At 32.1% G+C, this 17,609-nt stretch carries 18 protein-coding genes; 3 read left to right on the top strand and 15 right to left on the bottom strand.

Features of this window, described 5'->3' with window-relative positions; all coding sequences use genetic code 11:
* Nucleotides 1-191: 191 nt before the first annotated feature.
* The gene (locus ACSBO6_RS10340; protein WP_098847293.1) at nt 192-491 is read right to left on the bottom strand and encodes a hypothetical protein; all 300 of its coding nucleotides are present in this window, start codon (nt 489-491) and stop codon (nt 192-194) included.
* A 302-nt stretch (nt 492-793) separates the two neighbouring features.
* Nucleotides 794-2,020 carry an MFS transporter gene (locus ACSBO6_RS10335; protein WP_098847296.1) on the bottom strand — a complete coding sequence of 409 codons (1,227 nt, stop codon included), beginning with the start codon at nt 2,018-2,020 and terminating at the stop codon, nt 794-796.
* Nucleotides 2,021-2,218: 198 nt separating this feature from the next.
* On the opposite strand from ACSBO6_RS10335, the gene ACSBO6_RS10330 reads away from it, so the two are divergent.
* The gene (locus tag ACSBO6_RS10330) at nt 2,219-3,418 is read left to right on the top strand and encodes a hypothetical protein (protein ID WP_098847299.1); all 1,200 of its coding nucleotides are present in this window, start codon (nt 2,219-2,221) and stop codon (nt 3,416-3,418) included.
* A 102-nt stretch (nt 3,419-3,520) separates the two neighbouring features.
* Here the strand turns inward: ACSBO6_RS10330 and ACSBO6_RS10325 are convergent, their stop codons facing one another.
* The 7 genes from ACSBO6_RS10325 to ACSBO6_RS10295 all read right to left on the bottom strand — a co-directional run bounded on the left by ACSBO6_RS10325 (nt 3,521) and on the right by ACSBO6_RS10295 (nt 11,291).
* The gene (locus ACSBO6_RS10325) at nt 3,521-4,756 is read right to left on the bottom strand and encodes an MFS transporter (RefSeq protein WP_180232984.1); all 1,236 of its coding nucleotides are present in this window, start codon (nt 4,754-4,756) and stop codon (nt 3,521-3,523) included.
* A gap of 194 nt (nt 4,757-4,950) precedes the next feature.
* Nucleotides 4,951-5,424 carry a hypothetical protein gene (locus tag ACSBO6_RS10320; protein WP_498844631.1) on the bottom strand — a complete coding sequence of 158 codons (474 nt, stop codon included), beginning with the start codon at nt 5,422-5,424 and terminating at the stop codon, nt 4,951-4,953.
* Nucleotides 5,396-7,531: a site-specific integrase gene (locus ACSBO6_RS10315; RefSeq protein ID WP_498844630.1), complete on the bottom strand. Its 2,136-nt coding sequence runs from the start codon at nt 7,529-7,531 to the stop codon at nt 5,396-5,398. Before ACSBO6_RS10315 ends, ACSBO6_RS10320 begins: the two co-directional genes overlap by 29 nt.
* Nucleotides 7,532-7,536: 5 nt before the next feature.
* The gene (locus ACSBO6_RS10310) at nt 7,537-8,886 is read right to left on the bottom strand and encodes a tyrosine-type recombinase/integrase (protein WP_098846609.1); all 1,350 of its coding nucleotides are present in this window, start codon (nt 8,884-8,886) and stop codon (nt 7,537-7,539) included.
* A gap of 37 nt (nt 8,887-8,923) precedes the next feature.
* Complete coding sequence (locus ACSBO6_RS10305) at nt 8,924-9,472, bottom strand: helix-turn-helix domain-containing protein (protein WP_098846610.1); 549 nt, start codon at nt 9,470-9,472, stop codon at nt 8,924-8,926.
* A 266-nt stretch (nt 9,473-9,738) separates the two neighbouring features.
* Nucleotides 9,739-10,083 carry a cupredoxin domain-containing protein gene (locus ACSBO6_RS10300; protein ID WP_483295195.1) on the bottom strand — a complete coding sequence of 115 codons (345 nt, stop codon included), beginning with the start codon at nt 10,081-10,083 and terminating at the stop codon, nt 9,739-9,741.
* A gap of 158 nt (nt 10,084-10,241) precedes the next feature.
* Nucleotides 10,242-11,291: an LLM class flavin-dependent oxidoreductase gene (locus ACSBO6_RS10295; protein ID WP_498844629.1), complete on the bottom strand. Its 1,050-nt coding sequence runs from the start codon at nt 11,289-11,291 to the stop codon at nt 10,242-10,244.
* Nucleotides 11,292-11,640: 349 nt separating this feature from the next.
* On the opposite strand from ACSBO6_RS10295, the gene ACSBO6_RS10290 reads away from it, so the two are divergent.
* Nucleotides 11,641-12,174, top strand: coding sequence for a GNAT family N-acetyltransferase (locus ACSBO6_RS10290; RefSeq protein WP_098846613.1), 534 nt, complete (start codon nt 11,641-11,643; stop codon nt 12,172-12,174).
* A 167-nt stretch (nt 12,175-12,341) separates the two neighbouring features.
* Here the strand turns inward: ACSBO6_RS10290 and ACSBO6_RS10285 are convergent, their stop codons facing one another.
* The 6 genes from ACSBO6_RS10285 to ACSBO6_RS10260 form a co-directional block, all read right to left on the bottom strand.
* Entirely contained in the window at nt 12,342-12,536 is a 195-nt protein-coding gene (locus ACSBO6_RS10285; RefSeq protein WP_098846614.1) for a hypothetical protein, read from the bottom strand.
* A 131-nt stretch (nt 12,537-12,667) separates the two neighbouring features.
* Entirely contained in the window at nt 12,668-13,363 is a 696-nt protein-coding gene (locus tag ACSBO6_RS10280) for a helix-turn-helix transcriptional regulator (RefSeq protein WP_498844628.1), read from the bottom strand.
* Between the two features lie 316 nt (nt 13,364-13,679).
* A complete protein-coding gene (locus tag ACSBO6_RS10275; protein WP_498844627.1) occupies nt 13,680-13,970 on the bottom strand; it encodes a DinB family protein in 291 nt (96 codons plus the stop codon).
* Between the two features lie 76 nt (nt 13,971-14,046).
* The gene (locus tag ACSBO6_RS10270) at nt 14,047-14,979 is read right to left on the bottom strand and encodes a manganese-dependent inorganic pyrophosphatase (RefSeq protein ID WP_498844626.1); all 933 of its coding nucleotides are present in this window, start codon (nt 14,977-14,979) and stop codon (nt 14,047-14,049) included.
* Between the two features lie 222 nt (nt 14,980-15,201).
* Entirely contained in the window at nt 15,202-15,363 is a 162-nt protein-coding gene (locus ACSBO6_RS10265; protein ID WP_180232950.1) for a hypothetical protein, read from the bottom strand.
* Nucleotides 15,364-15,430: 67 nt separating this feature from the next.
* Nucleotides 15,431-16,123, bottom strand: a complete 693-nt coding sequence (locus tag ACSBO6_RS10260; protein ID WP_098846618.1) for an SDR family oxidoreductase — start codon at nt 16,121-16,123, stop codon at nt 15,431-15,433.
* Between the two features lie 105 nt (nt 16,124-16,228).
* On the opposite strand from ACSBO6_RS10260, the gene ACSBO6_RS10255 reads away from it, so the two are divergent.
* A complete protein-coding gene (locus ACSBO6_RS10255; RefSeq protein ID WP_286138341.1) occupies nt 16,229-17,581 on the top strand; it encodes an MATE family efflux transporter in 1,353 nt (450 codons plus the stop codon).
* Nucleotides 17,582-17,609: the final 28 nt, after the last annotated feature.

Here is a 17,609-nt window from a genome sequence, read left to right as displayed (position 1 = left end):
TAAAGCCTCCTCCAAGGGGAGAGTCAAATGATTTTTTTATTATATTTGTTTCTTTTTCATGAATTCGCTTTCAATTCGTAAAAATAAAAAAGGAGCCTCTTTTTAGAGAAGCTCATCATTATTAGTAATTTATATTCTTCAATCTAAAATCATTGATTGCTTTTAAAATGGTGATCTATTTAATGTTAATATTATTTAGCAGGATGAGTTTTTTGAAATGATCCTATAATACTTGATGTAGCAAAACCAAGGATTAGTGCAAATATTATATGTTGGTAAAGTCCAACATCACCAACTGCCCCCATACGATGCCAAATATCGTTTGGTAGCGATTTCCAAATAAACCATAAGCATGATGTTACGATAACTGTAATAATTGGTAAAGTGAGGCGTTTGCCAATCAATGAGGCAATAAACATCATGAATGTTAAACCAAGAATCGGTGTAGTACCAAAAAACCATTGAAGTATATGAAAATCGACGTTCTCCATCCAGATCCCTCCTCATTCTAATTATATGAGGTGGTTTTCCTAAAAAGTAATGAATTACTTTTAAATTAATAAAACATAAATAAAGTCAGGGCGCAATGTTTCATTAAAAGTCAAGATATTTCGTGAAACCCTTAATAATATTATATTTTTATTTAATGTCAGACATTATAAGAGTAAATTAAAAAAGGATTGATGAGCAGAATAATATATGCTCTATCTATCCTTTTTTTGTACTACAATTTACTACAACAACAAGTTGTAATGTTGTTGTAGTAACTCACTGTGTTAGTTGCATAAGTTTATTAGTTGCTTTTATGTAATTTTTGTTTATCGGTTGATATTATTGTATTTTGAGAAAAAAACATTCTAAAAATTAGAATTAAACTCACAAGAATACTTGTACCACTAAAAATTAAACAAACCTGTTGTAATGAAAAAACTTCTGCAAAAAATCCTAATAGTAGCGTTAAACCAATTTGAATCATACCAAGGAACATATCTGATAAACTACCGAATCTCCCCATTATCTCAGTAGGTACATATTTTTGAAAAAATGTAGCAAAGCCTGAATTTGTAAAAGACATAAAAAATCCTAAAAGTATGAAGGAAATACTTGCACTGAATAATCCTACTGAAGAATAAAAAGAAAAATAAAAAATAGTTGTAAATAGCATTCCAAATGCAGTGTAAATTCGAATGGAAACTTTTTCTGAAAATAACGTTGCTAGAAAAGAACCAGCTAAGGAACCTATTCCTGTTACACTTGTAATAAATCCATAGTCTCGATCCGTTAAATGTAAATGCTGTTTAATAAAAGTAGCTTCTTGTGAATCTAATGCGAATCCTATTAATAATGCTCCTTGAAATAGTAAAAATATTAGAATAAAAAACTTTGAAGCTTTCGCAAATTCAATAACAACTTTCCAGTCATTAATTAGTGTTTTCATTCTAACTACTTTCCTTGAACCAGCAGTGTTTACATCAATATTTGGTAGCAGGTAAATACAAAAAGCACATACAAAAAAGCTGAGTGCATTAATGAAGATACATAAATCTGTTCCGACAGTCATAATCAGGATTCCTGCAAGAGCAGGACCGAGTAAGAATGCACCCGAACCCGTCATACTCATTAATGAATTAAACCGTTGTTTTTTCTCGGAAGGTATTAACTTAGTTATATAAACGTTTGAACTTGGACCAAAAAACGAACTAAAAATACCTATTACTAATAAAAAACCATAAATACTCCAAATTGAAGTCAAGAATGGAATGACAAAAATCAAACTACCTCGAATAAGATCAACAGTTATCAAGATTTTTCTCTTGTTTACTCGATCAATAATACTTCCCGACCAAGTATTCGTTAATAGAGTTGCAATCGGTCTAATAACATAAATTCCTGCTACCGCCGAAGCAGAACCAGTTAAATTTAGAATCGCAATATTTAATGCAATTAAATAAATCCAGTTACCAAGATTGGAAATTCCAATTCCAATAATTAATAAAGATTGCTCTTTCCACTGACTCATTTTCACCCTCCTAACTTTTACCAAATCTTACTAATTTATTTTATCATAATTATTAGAATATAAAGATACTTAACAGGTACATATTACCTTATACAACTAATCTGCCAATTAGGTGTATAAGCTCGTCTTAAAAAAAGGAAATTTTTTATCTCTAAGAGAATCTAAATATAATAGATTTTTTGTATAAGGGTGAAGGGGATGAATAAAAATCTTAATAAAATTGCCCAAGAATTAGTAAATGCAAATTTTAATAATTATTGGGCAGGTTTTGAATCAGTTGCTTACGCATTGTATGATAATAGTTATGTGTATCTTTTCAACCATCCTAGAATGACGAAAACTCAACAAAATCAATATCAAATTTTACAGCGAGATGAACAATATAATGGTTGTACACTTATTCTTTATGATGATTATCCAACAGCAATTGTAGATCTCGAATTGTATGAGGACTATGGAAGTTTATTTTCTATTCTTGTACACGAATTATTTCACGGTTTTCAATATGTAAAGGGTGAAAAAAGGTTTGCGAATGAAACAATGGGAATCACTTATCCCTTATTAAAAGAAAATGTGGAATTACGAAATCAGGAAAGAGCTAGCCTTTTTAGCGCAGTGTTAGAAAATAATATTATTAATAAGAAACAATATCTTAATACTTTCATAGCATTTAGAGAAAAAAGAGCTACCATAATCAAGGATCATCTAGAGTACGAACATCTAATTGAAACAATTGAAGGACCTGCGTGGTATGTTGAGCTAAAGGCTTACTCGGAAAAAAGCCCAAATTCATACAATTCAGTTCTAAAAAAATATGGACAACACCTTATAGACAAATACGAATCCACGTCAGATATCCGAAAGAGTTGTTATAGTTCTGGATTATTTATGTGTTTATTACTTGATGAGTTTTCACCAAGTTGGAAAGAAAGTTTTTGGAATAAAGAAGAAACACTATACGATTTATTAAAGCAGTTTTCCGATGGAACTGTAAAAGTAAGTGAGGTAGAAATAACTCCCGAAACAGACGCAGTAATAAATTTTGCTATGCAAAGTAGAAAAAAAAGATTTGAAAATTTTGAGCAACAAAAAGGAATTCATCTATTTATTGAAGGTGAAATAACTGCAAAATCTTTTGATCCGATGAATATCGTTCCATTTGAAGATAGACTTTTACACAAGAATGTTATTCAAGTAAGAATTAACAATGAAGACTATCTTATTCAACAACCTGTTATTACATATTGGAAAGGCGGAATTCAAAATATAGTTAGATTACATATGATATTAAAAAATATTCCCATTGCAAAAATTGATGCTATTACAGTTGATGGTATAGGAGTAATAAAAGGAAGGTTTAGAAAAAAGGAAAATGCTATTTATTTATATGTAAATTAGTACCATTTCTTAAGTAACTAACGCAAGCGTTAGTTACTTAAGAAAAAAGAAAATAAAGAACAACTAATACCAATAGTTGTTCTTTATTTAGTCTAACTAGCTCTAATTATCCATACTTGAAATTTTATCAATAACAGTTAATGATAGTTGCTTTTTCATTTTAAAAGCAACTGTAAAGGATATGCATAAAAAGAAGGATGCGACTAGGAACACAGCAACACTACTAAAATATTCTCCAATTACACCCATTACCATTGTTGAGATACCAAAAGTAATCATAATTAATGCACCTTCAGCAGCATAAACTTTTGCTAAAATCTTGTCTTGAGCAATATTTTGAATAAGTGTATGAATAAAGATGTTATTCAATTCTTGAAAGATACCATAGATAGCGATGAATATTAGGGATACCCAAGGTATAGTGTTCAACCCGAACGCCAAGGTACATACAAAAATAAAAAAACTGCTTAAAATGATTACAAATGAAATCTTCTTCTCTAGAATTTCCGATCGTTTATAACCGTATATACCTGCCAGAAAAAAACCAATTAATAAACAAGTATTAATATATCCCCACCATTCCGTTCCTGCATTTAATCGATTTAGAATAAATGGATAAAGAATAGCAGAAACCCAAACAGGACTTGCTATTGCACTAAGGAAAATTAATAAGTGTATTGTACGCAAGGTCTTATTTTCAATAATTAACTTCCATCCCTCTACAATAGAAGATATTTTATTGTTATTTGATTCATTTTTTTCATCACTTGAATTCTCCAACTTTATTAAAGCGATTGTGTACGTTGATAACACATAGAGAGCAAATGTTAAACAAAATAAACCTTTAGAATGGAGAAGAGCAACTAATATTCCTCCTATTGCCCAACCAGCTAATTGAATAAATTGACTTAATGATGATAGTAGACTATTCGCTTTAATTAACTCTTTTTCAGAAACTAATCTTGGAATAATAGCACTACTCGCGGGGTTTGCCCAACCATCTAAAAATGAAATAGCAAAAACTATGATAAATATTAGATAAATCGAACGATCTGTCACATAAAATGACGTAAAGAGAGTGAGTACAAGTAAGACAAGCGTTTTATTAAGTTGTGAAAGGAATAGGATCTTCTTTAAATTGAATTTATCAATTAACAAAGGCGCTATTACACTACTCAAAAATCCCGAAACCATATTACAAAGTGGAACTAACGAAACAAAGAACATCGAATTTGTCACCTCATAAACAATGGAAATGAGAGCGACTATATAAAAAACATCCCCGGCATTCGCTAAAGTTTGTCCAAAGACTAAGAATCGAAATGAAAGATTTTTCAACTTAGACAACCCCTTTATTTAGTTATTCATATGACTAAAAAAAGTAAAAGGGTTTACATTGGATTCACTCCTTCATTTTGTTATATATATTTCTATTCTTTATTTAAATAAATAGTCCTTTCCTTATGAACCACACCACCTTTTAGTTGCATAAGAAAATCAACAATATACTTCAACATAACCTTCAACTTAAATTACTTAAACGATTCAAAGAAATTCGAAACCCATTTAGTATTATTTTCCGCAATATATTCTTCCGCTAGAATTAGTCTTTGCATAAGTTCTTCCTTAGATAATTTCATATATTTTTTTTGTAGACCATCCAGATTACGGTTTGGTTTTATTTTATGAAATTCAATGTCCTCGGTGGTAATTGAACGGTTAAATTTTCTATTTTGGCTATTTTTTTTTTGCTTATGAGTTTTACTATGTTTCTTGTAATATTCATATAAATGTTCGTTTGTACGGATGGTGTTTGGATGAATTCCTTTCCCTTCGGGATCAATTTCTTTTGATTGTTTAGCGATTGTTGTATAAGTGATAGGAGCACCTTTTGTAATCAATTCATCAATTGATTGTTTACCTATTTGTACTGAACGATTACTACGAATTTGATGACTTTCTTTAAGCCAAACTGGTTCATTTTTTGAATTGAATGTCTGGCTCATATTTTTGTTCCTCCCTATACTTTTCAATAAGATCAATTTCTTTTAATTCATCACGGGCATATTTACGCATCGTTTTTGCTTTTTTAGCATCAACAGTTAAACCCATTGCACTATATCGTTTCTCCATATCTTTTGATAGTTCAATAACTTCTAATAATTCGTGTTTCTTCTCGGGTTGTGGGATTTTTGCTTGGCAACCTAAACAAGCCATTTTAACTGGACAAACTTGATTAGTAACACACGTTCCACCTACGACATTATTAAATACACCAACTTTTTCTTTATATTCCTCAAGTTCTTTTTCAAGTTCTTCAGGATTTCGCAATACAGCTTCATCAATATCTATATAATCAGATATAACATCGTGCAAATCACTTACTGATTCTGCAACTTGGCTTGGTGTGGGCTCAGAATAATACCCAGTTACACCTACATCTCTTTGGTGTAATATCTTTGCTACGATGTCAATCGGTAACTTTTGTCGCTGAACAGCTTCTGTGGCAAAAGCGTGGCGTAAAAGGTGCGGTTTCACTACAACAGCTTTTCCTTCTTGTGTTTCTATTTGTTGACCGTGTAATAAAAAACGAATAGATGACCAAATCGCATCTTTTCTTAATGCTTTATTGTGATACTGAAAAAAATAAGGTTTAGCATTGGGAAATAGATGTTTTCGTTCATAACGATATTTAACGCTTGGGATTTTTTCAGTGCCATAATGAGTTTTTAACATCAACCCAACCGATTGTATTATTCTCATTGTTTGTTCGCTGATATAAAAAGGTTCTAATTCGTCACGTCCTTTTGAAATAGCATAAAAAGAAAAACGCAATTTATTGTCAACTTTTACTCTATGGATACATTCTTTCGTATTATTAATTTGTAATAATTCATTTAATCTAGCACCTGTGGTAGTGCATATATCTAATGCCAATAAACCGAAGGTTGCTGCTGCATATATAGGATCCACATCAAATAAAATTCCTTCGGCTTTGTTTTTATGACGAGAAACAAAATTGCTTGGTGTGAGTATTCCTTTATGTGCGGAGAAAAATGGTGCAGGATTACTATTAAAATTTTCATCACCATAACCCCACGAATAAAACAGTTCACGTTTACGATTAATTACTTCATCGTTGGCTTTTTGATACCATTGCCCAATAACATCATATTCAAAAAGGTCTGTGAACCATAGCCCTTCAGCTTCTTCATTATCTTCAAAACTCTCGGCTTTAACAAACTCTACGAAGTAATAATTGTTTTCATCTGAATAACTACCTGTATGATTTATTGCTGCTTTTAAAGTATATTTATTGAAAGAGTCTTGGTGATTCAATACAAACGAAGGTTTGTCCCACAGGCGAAAATAAAAGCGTTCACCAACCCGTTCAGGTTCATCGTAATGGAAACCTAAAGGTAACTTAACATTAGCTGTTTTCGCTTGCTCACAAGCTTTAAAATAAGCTTGCCGCAGGCGATTTATTTGATTCCAACGAAAATGTCCTTCTGCTCGGATCCGAGGAAGCAAAGGAACAATTGCGTCTGTCTCACTCTTGCGAGTGTTTTTTGCTTGTTCATTGGCTGCCCTAGTAAAAGAGAAATCTCTTGAATCGTAAGAAGGCATTGGAAGTATAAATCGATGAAAGTATCCTTGATGTTCTTGAAGTATTTTTGTTACAACCCATTTTCTAGTCACATAAGAACAAGTTCTATAACAACTCAATAATCTTGCCCTCATACCATCTGAGTGTTCTTCAAAAATTGAACCTTTAAGGTATTGATACATATGTGTTTCGGTATCAAAGTCGTCCATTCTTATTAAACCAAAGCATTCAAATAAATTGCATAAGCGTGTGTTAATGACTTTGATTATTTCTTCTATCGTCGCAACATCTGATCTCTTTTCTATATAAACTAGCATAGCAAGGTATAAATGATTGTTCCAAGGTTGGTCTAACACATTATTAATATAGTATTTCAAATATTTTTCATCCATTTTGTCAAGCAAAAAAATGCCTCTCACATCACAAAAATGCAAAAGTTGGTCATCAACTTTACCCCATAGTTGCTCGTAAAAAGGTGATTGAGGTTTAAGGGTTATTATTGTCAAAGAAATCACTCCAATCCATCAAAGAAGTCTTCTAGTTCAGAATCTATTTCAACAACTTTACTACTTTCCAAAACTGTTAAATTAGTTTTTTTCTTTCGGTTGTATTTCATTTGCTCTATATACTCTTTTTCTAACTCTGCCATATTGTCCAACATTTGATCGTGTGACTCACGATGTTTTTCTTCATCAAAATAATGTTCGTAAACTTTTATGGTATCAGCATTTTTCCATTTTATATACTTAATAAGTTCATTTGTCCGATGTTTAATTTCAGCTTCTGTTTTGGAAATATTGTATATCTCTCGTAATCTAGTAGTAACAAACCAATGCCTTGTTTTATGAGGATTTAACTTAATCTTGCATTCTTCTATGGCTCTGCTCCAGTGATAATACCAAGCTTCATATGATAAGGGTGTCCCTAGTTCCGTAAGGAATATAGGAGCTTCATTTGGTAATACTTCAAATGTGCATTGAGTTACATCATACTGGATTCGTTCTTTATTAATATATCGCATTAGTAATTTTACTGTATCTTTGCTAAATCTAAGGAACTTAACCCTTCTTCCGTGACTTCCTTTATTAAACGTACTGGCTTCTTGAAAACTTTTACGCGAGCGATAATCACCAATAGTTAATTCGATAACCTCTGTTGCTCTTGCTCCTGTTTCAAAAAGCATACGTGCAATAACCATTTCCCTTTGTGACCAGTTTACCTTTTTTCCTGCTTGATAGACCTGAGAAGGGAGGTAAGGATCATCAATAATTTCAGGCTGCCACTCCTCGTTAATTAGCTTAAAATATGAATCAGTCAACCTTCTATGTGTCACAGCATCTTCCGTTCCTGCTTCAGATGGCATACGTGGCTTATCCTTTCTTACACCTACAGTTTGACTTTTATATTCGTCTAGAATTGCATAAGAATCAATCAAAGGATTCGAATAGTTGTACTGGTTTAATCGAATTAGAGATTTATAGAATGATTTCAATGCAGAGAGAAAACGGTTTACTGTATTGGGACTTTTGCTTGTTCGATTAACAAACCGAAAGGTGTCTTTTTCACGTACTTTGCAGTTCATCTCATTCATAAGATAATCTTCTATTGCTACTCGTATGGCATCAGGAGGTTCATCCCACCTAACCCGATTCCCCTGGTAATTACTCGACTCATCTAGCCACCTAAAGAAAGGTAGAAGACATTTCAAATACGAGAGTGCAGAGCTTTTATCTATTCTGCCTATGCAATCGTGATAATGATCCGTCAAAGGTAAAAAAGGCTCCCATTCACCATCAAAGACCAATAATTCATAGCGACTTTCAATCCCTTTGGGGCAATAATGGTATTGGTAGTTTCCCATATAAATCACCTACTCACTTTTAAATATTGTTAATCACTTATTCCTCAAGCCAATTATAAAAAGGAACCCTTCGCTTAAAAGGTTCATCATTTGACTCTGCAACATTACTGATGTCCTTCTGTGATAAGTCATAGATTCTTTTGCTTTGTTTTTTTGGTAATTTTACTGGAACAGAAGTAGGGCTCCAGTTCTCACGAACTGCTTTTTTAATAAATCCGTCAGGATTTTTAACTTTTGATGTGGATTGCTGCATTATAAGAAGTATCTCCAACGTTCGTTTAATTCCTATAATAGATAGAACTGATAGAATATCACCGGTAGGAGAAGTAAGGGTAACAGCTTCGTATGCCAATTTGACTAAATCTGTCTCATCAGCATCAGGTTCCACTTCTAATTGTTCAATTGTTCCGACGGGAACAACAACTTTGTTTAAATTTAATAAGTCACTTTCAGGAATTTTCCATCCTTCTTTGTCACTATTTCTAAATGAATTAGGTAATTTACCAGAACGAAGCCACCGTTTTATTGTTTCCTCGTGTTTTCCTAGTAAATCAGCTACCTCTTTTACTGAATATACTTTCGTCATTCTAACACCCCTTATAAAAATTAACGTTATGGGAATATACGTTCTTATTATAGTGCAACATAATTGTCGTTGTAAATAATTAACTATTTTGCATAGTTGTGGTAGTAAATGAGGTCATTTAGAGGTCTAATTAATAAAAAAGTACACCACTATATTTAAGTGATGTACTTAATTACTATTTAATGTGTGACATTAAAGACAAACATCCACTCTTTATATAAAAAGGTACATTCACTTACCCTTAATTTTACAGAGTAGCCATGACTTTATTTTACGATTACTTTTCCTACCATTCCAACATTAAAATGGTATTTACAAGTAAGATCATATGTATTTGCCTGATTTGCTAACACTGATATAGTTTTTTCCGTTTTTGGTTGCACTTCTACATCAATATTGAGCATTTTCACAGTAAAAGTATGTGGTTTACTCCCTTTATTTTTCAATAATAAAGTTGTTTTTGTACCTTTTGGAATTGTGATGTTTTTCGGGTTAAAGTAATCATCATTCAACTCTACTACTATTGTTTGTGCTCGATTAGTTGTATCTGAAACTTCTGATTCAGCATGAGCTATAAAATTTGCTGGTATTGCGAATGTCACAAGCGTCAAAATAACAATTAATCCTGAGAGCCAATTTTTTCTTATCAGTTGGATCTCCTCCTTTACTAAGCAATATTATTTTCCATTTGATGGAATATTATCACGTTTTTTTATTTGATCACTAAAAAAAACTGTCTTCTTATCGAAAACAGCTTACATTATTTCAGTTACTGATTTGCTTCCCACTTTGCTATTTCTTCTCGTACGATTGGTGCAACTTCCTTGCCTAGTAGTTCGATTGCTTTCATTACGTCTAAATGTGGCATCGATCCTACTGGTACATGAAGCATAAATCTTGTAATACCTACATTTTTACGAAGGTGGATGATTTTTTCTGCTACTGTTTTTGAATCACCAACATAAAGTGCACCTTCAAAACTTCTTGCCGCATCGAATGCAGCTCGGTCATATGTTCCCCAACCGCGTTCCTTACCAAGCTTATTCATGACTTGCTGTGTTGAAGGGAAAAATTTATCAGCTGCAGTCATCGTATCCGCTGCGATGAACCCGTGTGAATGGGATGCAACCTGTAGTTTGTTTACATCATGACCAGCATGAGCAGCTGCTTTTTTATAAAGCTCAACAAGTGGTGCGAACTGAATTGGACGACCACCTATAATTGCTAGTACAAGTGGAAGTCCTAATAATCCAGCACGGACGACCGACTCCCTGTTCCCCCCACTTCCAATCCAAATTGGCAGAGGATCCTGTACTGGACGCGGATAAATACCAATATTGTTAATGGCAGGGCGATGTTTTCCACTCCACGTTACGAATTCAGATTTTTGCAAGTTAAGGAGTAAATCTAATTTTTCTTCAAAAAGTTCATCATAGTCGTTTAAATTATAGCCAAATAAAGGAAAGGATTCGATAAATGAACCACGTCCCGCCATGATTTCCGCCCGACCATTCGAAATACCATCAAGCGTAGCAAAATCTTGAAAGACTCTTACTGGATCCGCTGATGAAAGTACTGTTACAGCACTTGTTAGCCGAATACGATTTGTTTGTGAAGCAGCTGCTGCTAGTACGACAGCTGGCGATGAAGCTGCAAAATCATTACGATGATGTTCCCCTACACCAAATACATCTAATCCAACTTGATCTGCCAAAATAATCTCCTCAACCACTTCACGTAAACGTTCTGCATGGCTTATTACATCTCCTGTTTTTACATCAGGGGTTGTTTCTACAAAAGTACTGATCCCTATTTCCATTAAACTATTCCTCCGAATTTATGTAGATTTATAACAAACTTGAGAACCTTTAAAAGGTTTTACTTCAATATTTTATTAATTAAAATAAATATACCTCAAATTCGAGATAAATTCTAACAAAGTTGCTTTAGCGTTTTGAAGTAAGAGGATTGAATTATTTTCGGTGGTTATTAAATTCAATGAAAATTTAACACTCTTTAAACAAATATCTAGTCTTATTTTTTTATTTATGTGTTGTGTTCATGATTAAAAAATTTCATAACCTATTTAATTTGTGTTCTTTAATTAGAGATATCATCTTCACTTTAGAATACAATCTTATTATGATTCTTTTTACTATATAGATGGAGTGAATTTATTGTCAAAAATAGATGAATCAACCATTCAAATCGAGCCATGGAACGAAGCAGATCTTAATTTACTTCTGTCATCAAATACGAATAGTATGATGAAATATCTTGGAGGACTTGAAAATTTGAAAGAAATTGTGAGTCGGCATAATCATTATCTTGAAATGAGCCGAATAGGTACAGGTCAAATGTTTGCGATCATTTTGCTTCCATATAGAACAAAAATTGGAACTGTTGGCTATTGGAATCGCATATGGGATGGTAAACTTGTTTGTGAAATTGGTTGGAGTATTTTACCTCAATTTCAACGAAGAGGTATCGCAACAATCGCAGTAAAAAAAGCTATAAAGAAGGCACAAAAAGAAACGAAGCATAAATACATTCACGCTTTTCCTGCCGCTAATAACATTCCATCGAATAAAATATGTGAAAAGTTAAATTTTAAGTTTATTAAAAAATGTAATTTTGAATATCCAATAGGTAAATTTATGGTATGTAATATGTGGCGACTAAAAACAAAAAAGAAAAATTGAAGTTAAGTCTAAAAATGGCTTAACTTTCTTTTTTAATCTTAAAATGCGACATGTTAAATCTATCTAAAATTCTATTAATCTCACAATTTTTTTAATGTAATAAGTAGATAATTTGTTTATGAAAAAAAGCCGACTCCAATATAGATTGGTTCAGCTTTATGGATATATTATTCAAAATAAAATAATGAATCTTGAGAAGCGTTTGTCTGATAGTAATTTACTAAATCTTCTACAGAGATTCCTCTAATTTCAGCAATATCATTAAAACTCATATCATAATGATACGACAGTTCATGCAAAGATAATGCTGGATCATTCCCTAATAATTCATAATCAGGTAAATTGTCAAATTGTTGTGACATACTCTTCACTTCCTTTTACAGTTTCTTACTATCCTTTCCTAAAATTTACAAGTTTAATCAAGATTCGCAAAAAGAATTGAATGTAGTAAGGTGTTTCTTATTCAAAACAATTTATACAGGGACGAAATATTCTAAATAGATCTCATGGTAGACAATGTTATAAAAGCATCTATTATCCTCAATAATTTCTCTTTTTCTTCATTGCTTAACAGTGAATTCGCTTTACGAAAAAGGTTCGTACCTTCGACCCAATCATTTTCTTCACTTGGTATATATCCAGCTAATTGAATCAACTGAATAACCGGAACCCCAAGTGGTTCTGCCAATTTTCGTATAATTTCTATTGAAGGAATACCTCTTTTACCATTTTCGATTTGTGATATATATGAATGAGAGACGTTTGCTTTTGCTGCAAGGCATTTAATCGACAGATTATTTTTTAATCGTGTTTGTCTGACAAATTCCGAAAATATTTTTGAACGATCCTCTTTGTTTTGATTCTTACAGATAACATCTATTTTCCGTTTGCCTTCCAAATCTTTATTCCCTAGATTAAATAATTGATCTGAAATGCTTTGTAAAGGCGTTCTAAACCTTTCAGGTGCATTAATAATATAAGCACTCCAAAGTAATTCTTCAACATTTCCCCCTGTGACTTTTGCAATCGCTCTAGTTAATTTTTCTTCAGGTGGAGTCAATTTCGCATTTTGTAATTTACTTAAATAGCTTTTGTCTTTTGAAAATCCCAACTTGTTCAATTCATTGGCTATCTCAGTCAAACTTAAATTAGAATTTTTTATATATCGCTTTAATAATTTGTAATACATGCTCACACCTATTTCCAACGTTATTCTATTTTTAAGTTTATGTGTACAACAGTAACTTTGACACTGTTGTACATTGGGCTATTTAAAATTTCTTATTTTTGTGATGAGTTACTCAGAGACTAAGTTTTCAAAAAAATGATAAAAGAACTAAACCCACTCTTTAAACTTTAGTGGGTTAGATTAAATCTTATCTATTTAAAATTCTTTTTCTTCGGAGTCCATATGTTATGAATAAAAATACTTTATACTAGAAAACTTGAGAAGATCATCCCATCTTTTGTTTAATTGTTATTGTTTTTCACTAAATTAATATGTGCTAAGTGATGTAAGCATTAATTGTAGGATTTTCTTCAGTTAAAGCTAATTTAACTCGAATAAAGCTATTCATATGGCTAATATGGCTATCAGCAACATGATGAATAACTTGTTTTGGAGTCCAACCACCGTCACGATAAGCTGTGTTTAATTGTTCTTCTGTAAGTGAGGTGATCGCATCTTTATATTTACTAGGAGCATCTTTAAGTATTTTAATAAAATTTTTACGTTGTTGAGGAGTGTAACTTGACGGTAAGTTAAATCTGCCAATTGGATACTTTAAATTTTCCATTTCAAATCCCCCATTTATTCGTTATTAATAAAAAAACAACAAAGCCTTTCAAAAGACTTTGTTGTTAAATTTCGATTTAAAGTGTATTAAATGTTTCAGTTAAAACTGGAACGATTTGTTTTTTACGAGATACAACACCTTTTAGTAAAGCAGTGTTGTTTTCTAACGTTACATTGTATGCTTTTTCAACTGCGTTCGTAGCAGTCCCTTTAGCAACAGCGATTGAGTCATTTGTTAAAATATCTGTTACAACGAATAAGAATAAGTCTAATCCTTTATTTGCAACGATGCCTTCAAGTACATTTTCTAATTCAGCTTGACGAGAAAGTACGTCATTTGTATCAACTGCGTTTACTTGTGCGATTTCTACTTTATAGTTACCCATTTGGAATTCTTTCGCATCAAGTGAAACTAAAGACTCGATTGATTTATCAGCTAGATTTGCACCTGCTTTTAACATTTCAAGACCATATTCTTCTGCATTTACACCTGCGATTTCTGCAAGTTCTTTTGCAGCAGCAACATCTTGATTCGTACAAGTTGGAGATTTAAATAATAATGTATCAGAAATGATCGCTGAAAGCATTAAACCAGCAACTTCTTTCTTAATTTCGATATTATTTTCTTTATATAATTTGTTTAAAATTGTAGCAGTACATCCAACTGGCTCACAACGATAGTATAAAGGATCGCTAGTTTCAAAATTAGCAATACGGTGGTGATCGATAACTTCAAGTACACGAACTTGTTCGATATCATCAGCACTTTGTTGACGCTCATTATGGTCAACTAAAATGACATTATTTGTTTCAGCTGCAACTTTTTCTACTAAACGTGGTGCCTCAGATTTAAACATATCAAGTGCAAATTGTGTTTCTGCACTTACTTCACCTAAACGAATTGCTTCAGCATTTTCACCTAATGCCTTTTTTAATTCTGAATAAGCAATTGCTGAACAAATTGTATCTGTATCTGGGTTCTTATGACCAAAAACTAGTACTTTTTCCATCAAAAATTCTCCTAACTATTATCTTGTTTTTCATTTTTTTATGTAATTTAATGCCAAGAATTGGCTTTAATATAAAACGCTTCAATAATAATACCATATCAAAATAAAAAAAAATAGCCAAAATGGCTATTCTTTACAGATTGAAGTCAAAGTCAAAAAATCATGACAATGTGACTAAATGAAAACGCTTAAATTTCAGGTCGCTAAGCCTATTCATTCTAATTAATCTTTTGCATTTTTATATGACATTGTTTCTGTAATTGGTTCGCTTTTTGGTAACCAATCAATTGGAATATCATCTGTAGTATTAAGATCTTCTAGTAATAATTCGTCAAAATTATTTTGATTTGATTCAATTGATTTGTTCTTTTTGGATTTACCCATCTTTAACACCTCACTTAATCCTTACTAATTTGGATATAGTTTGTGTAAAAGGAGGCTTAGTTAATACTTATTTTATGTTTTTTATAATAATTTCAGGTATAGATATATTTTTACGCGGTTTTATGTTTTCAATAATGATTTCAGCTATATCTTCTGGATCCATCATTTTAGACGTTTTATCCTCATCAAAAATACCTGCCCAAAAATCCGTATTCATTCCACCCATATATGCTGCAAATACTGAAATGGGGGTTCCTGTTAGTTCAACAACCAAACTTTCGGTAAAGCCCTTAACGCCAAATTTACTTGCGCAATAAACAGATTCTGTTGCTTTTCCAATTAGACCTGCAGTAGAAACAATATTTACGATCGTTCCACTATTTTGTTTTTTCATCTGTTTCAAAACTTCTTGTGAACAGAAAATCGTTCCCTTCAGGTTAATATCGATCATATTATGTACTGCTTCTACATTTAATTCTTCTGCAAGATCGAAAATTCCAACACCTGCATTATTAAATAAAAAATCAACTTTTCCATATGTTTGAATGATTGTATCAAAGACTCTTTTTACATCTTCATATACTGAAACATCAACTGTATGAATTGAATAATTGTTAGGTAATTGTTTACCAATTTCTCTAAGTTTATTTTCAGTTCTTCCTAACAAACAAATATGAGCTCCATTTTCAGAATACTTTTTAGCTAATGACGCTCCTAATCCACTTCCTGCCCCTGTGATGATAACAACTTGATTTCCCAATCTTATACCAACTTTCTTTAAAATATTTATCCGAGTAATTTCATTATAGCTATTAAACCAAAACATGATACAATTGTAAAAGTGTTTGATTAGGAGGTCGATAAATTGAATACTACTAAAACGGATAAAATTTCACGCTTTTTTAAACTACTACTTCCGATTTTAATCACTCAAGTGACATTATTTTCGATGTCATTTTTTGATACGATTATGTCTGGTAATAGTAGTCCAGGGGATTTAGCAGGGGTTGCGATCGGTGTTAGTATTTGGACTCCAATTAGTACGGGGTTAACTGGCATTTTAGTTGCAATTACGACAATGGTTGCCAATTTAAATGGTGCAAAAGAGGATGAAAAAATAACGCCCCTTGTTATGCAAGCTCTTTATTTGGCTGGTATTATTGCAATTGTCATTATTATTATTGGTATATTTTCAATTCATCCAATCTTAAATCATATGAATCTTGATCCGAAAGTTCATCGTGTTGCCCTTCATTTCTTATTTGCTTTATCATTTGGAATTTTACCTTTATTTCTATATACAGTCATTCGCCAGTTTATTGATGGTTTAGGTAAAACAAGAACTACTATGATTATTACTGTTATTTCAGTACCAGTTAACGTAATTTTGAACTATTTTCTTATATTCGGTAAAGCTGGTCTTCCACGTTTAGGCGGGGTTGGTTCAGGTGTAGCGTCTGCAATAACCTATTGGATTATTTTTGGAATTGCTTTTTACATTATTAAAACTAAAAAGCCTTTTAGTACGTTCAAACTTTTTAAAAATCTTCCTAGAATTTCATTTGCAACTTGGAAAAGTATTTTAAAACTAGGAGTTCCAATAGGACTTAGTATCTTTTTTGAAGTAAGTGTATTCTCGGTAGTCACATTATTACTAAGTGAGTTTGATACTGAAACCATTGCTGCTCATACGGTGGCTATGAATTTTGCAAGTCTTCTCTATATGGTTCCATTAAGTATTTCGATGGCCTTAACAATCGCTGTCGGCTATGAAGTTGGAGCTAAAAAGTTTCAAAATGCAAAAGAATACAGCAAAATTGGTTTAGTAATGGCCGTATCAATTGCTTCATTTTTTGGGATCATCATCTATTTATTCCGATATAATGTAGCAGGTTGGTATACAAATGATCCTTCTGTACAAATTTTAGCAGGCGGATTCTTAATCTTTGCAGTCATGTTCCAACTATTTGATGCAATTGCAGCGCCAATCCAAGGTGCCCTAAGAGGTTATAAAGATGTAAATGCTACGTTAATGATGATGATTTTGGCTTATTGGGTAATCGCCTTACCAGTCGGCTATTTCCTCTCAAATACGAATCTTGGTGCAAAAGGATATTGGGTTGGTTTAATCGTTGGTTTAGGAGTGTCAGCACTAACATTATCTATTCGATTAGTACAGTTACAAATTAAAAAACTAAAATTATCTAAAGCATCATAATGTAAAGGATGGGAAGCACGAATGCTAA

This window comes from Bacillus sp. AL-1R (assembly GCF_052180195.1).
GTDB lineage: Bacteria > Bacillota > Bacilli > Bacillales > Bacillaceae_G > Gottfriedia.
The sequence above is the reverse complement of the archived record's forward strand: the minus strand, read 5'-3'. Positions and strand labels throughout refer to the sequence as shown.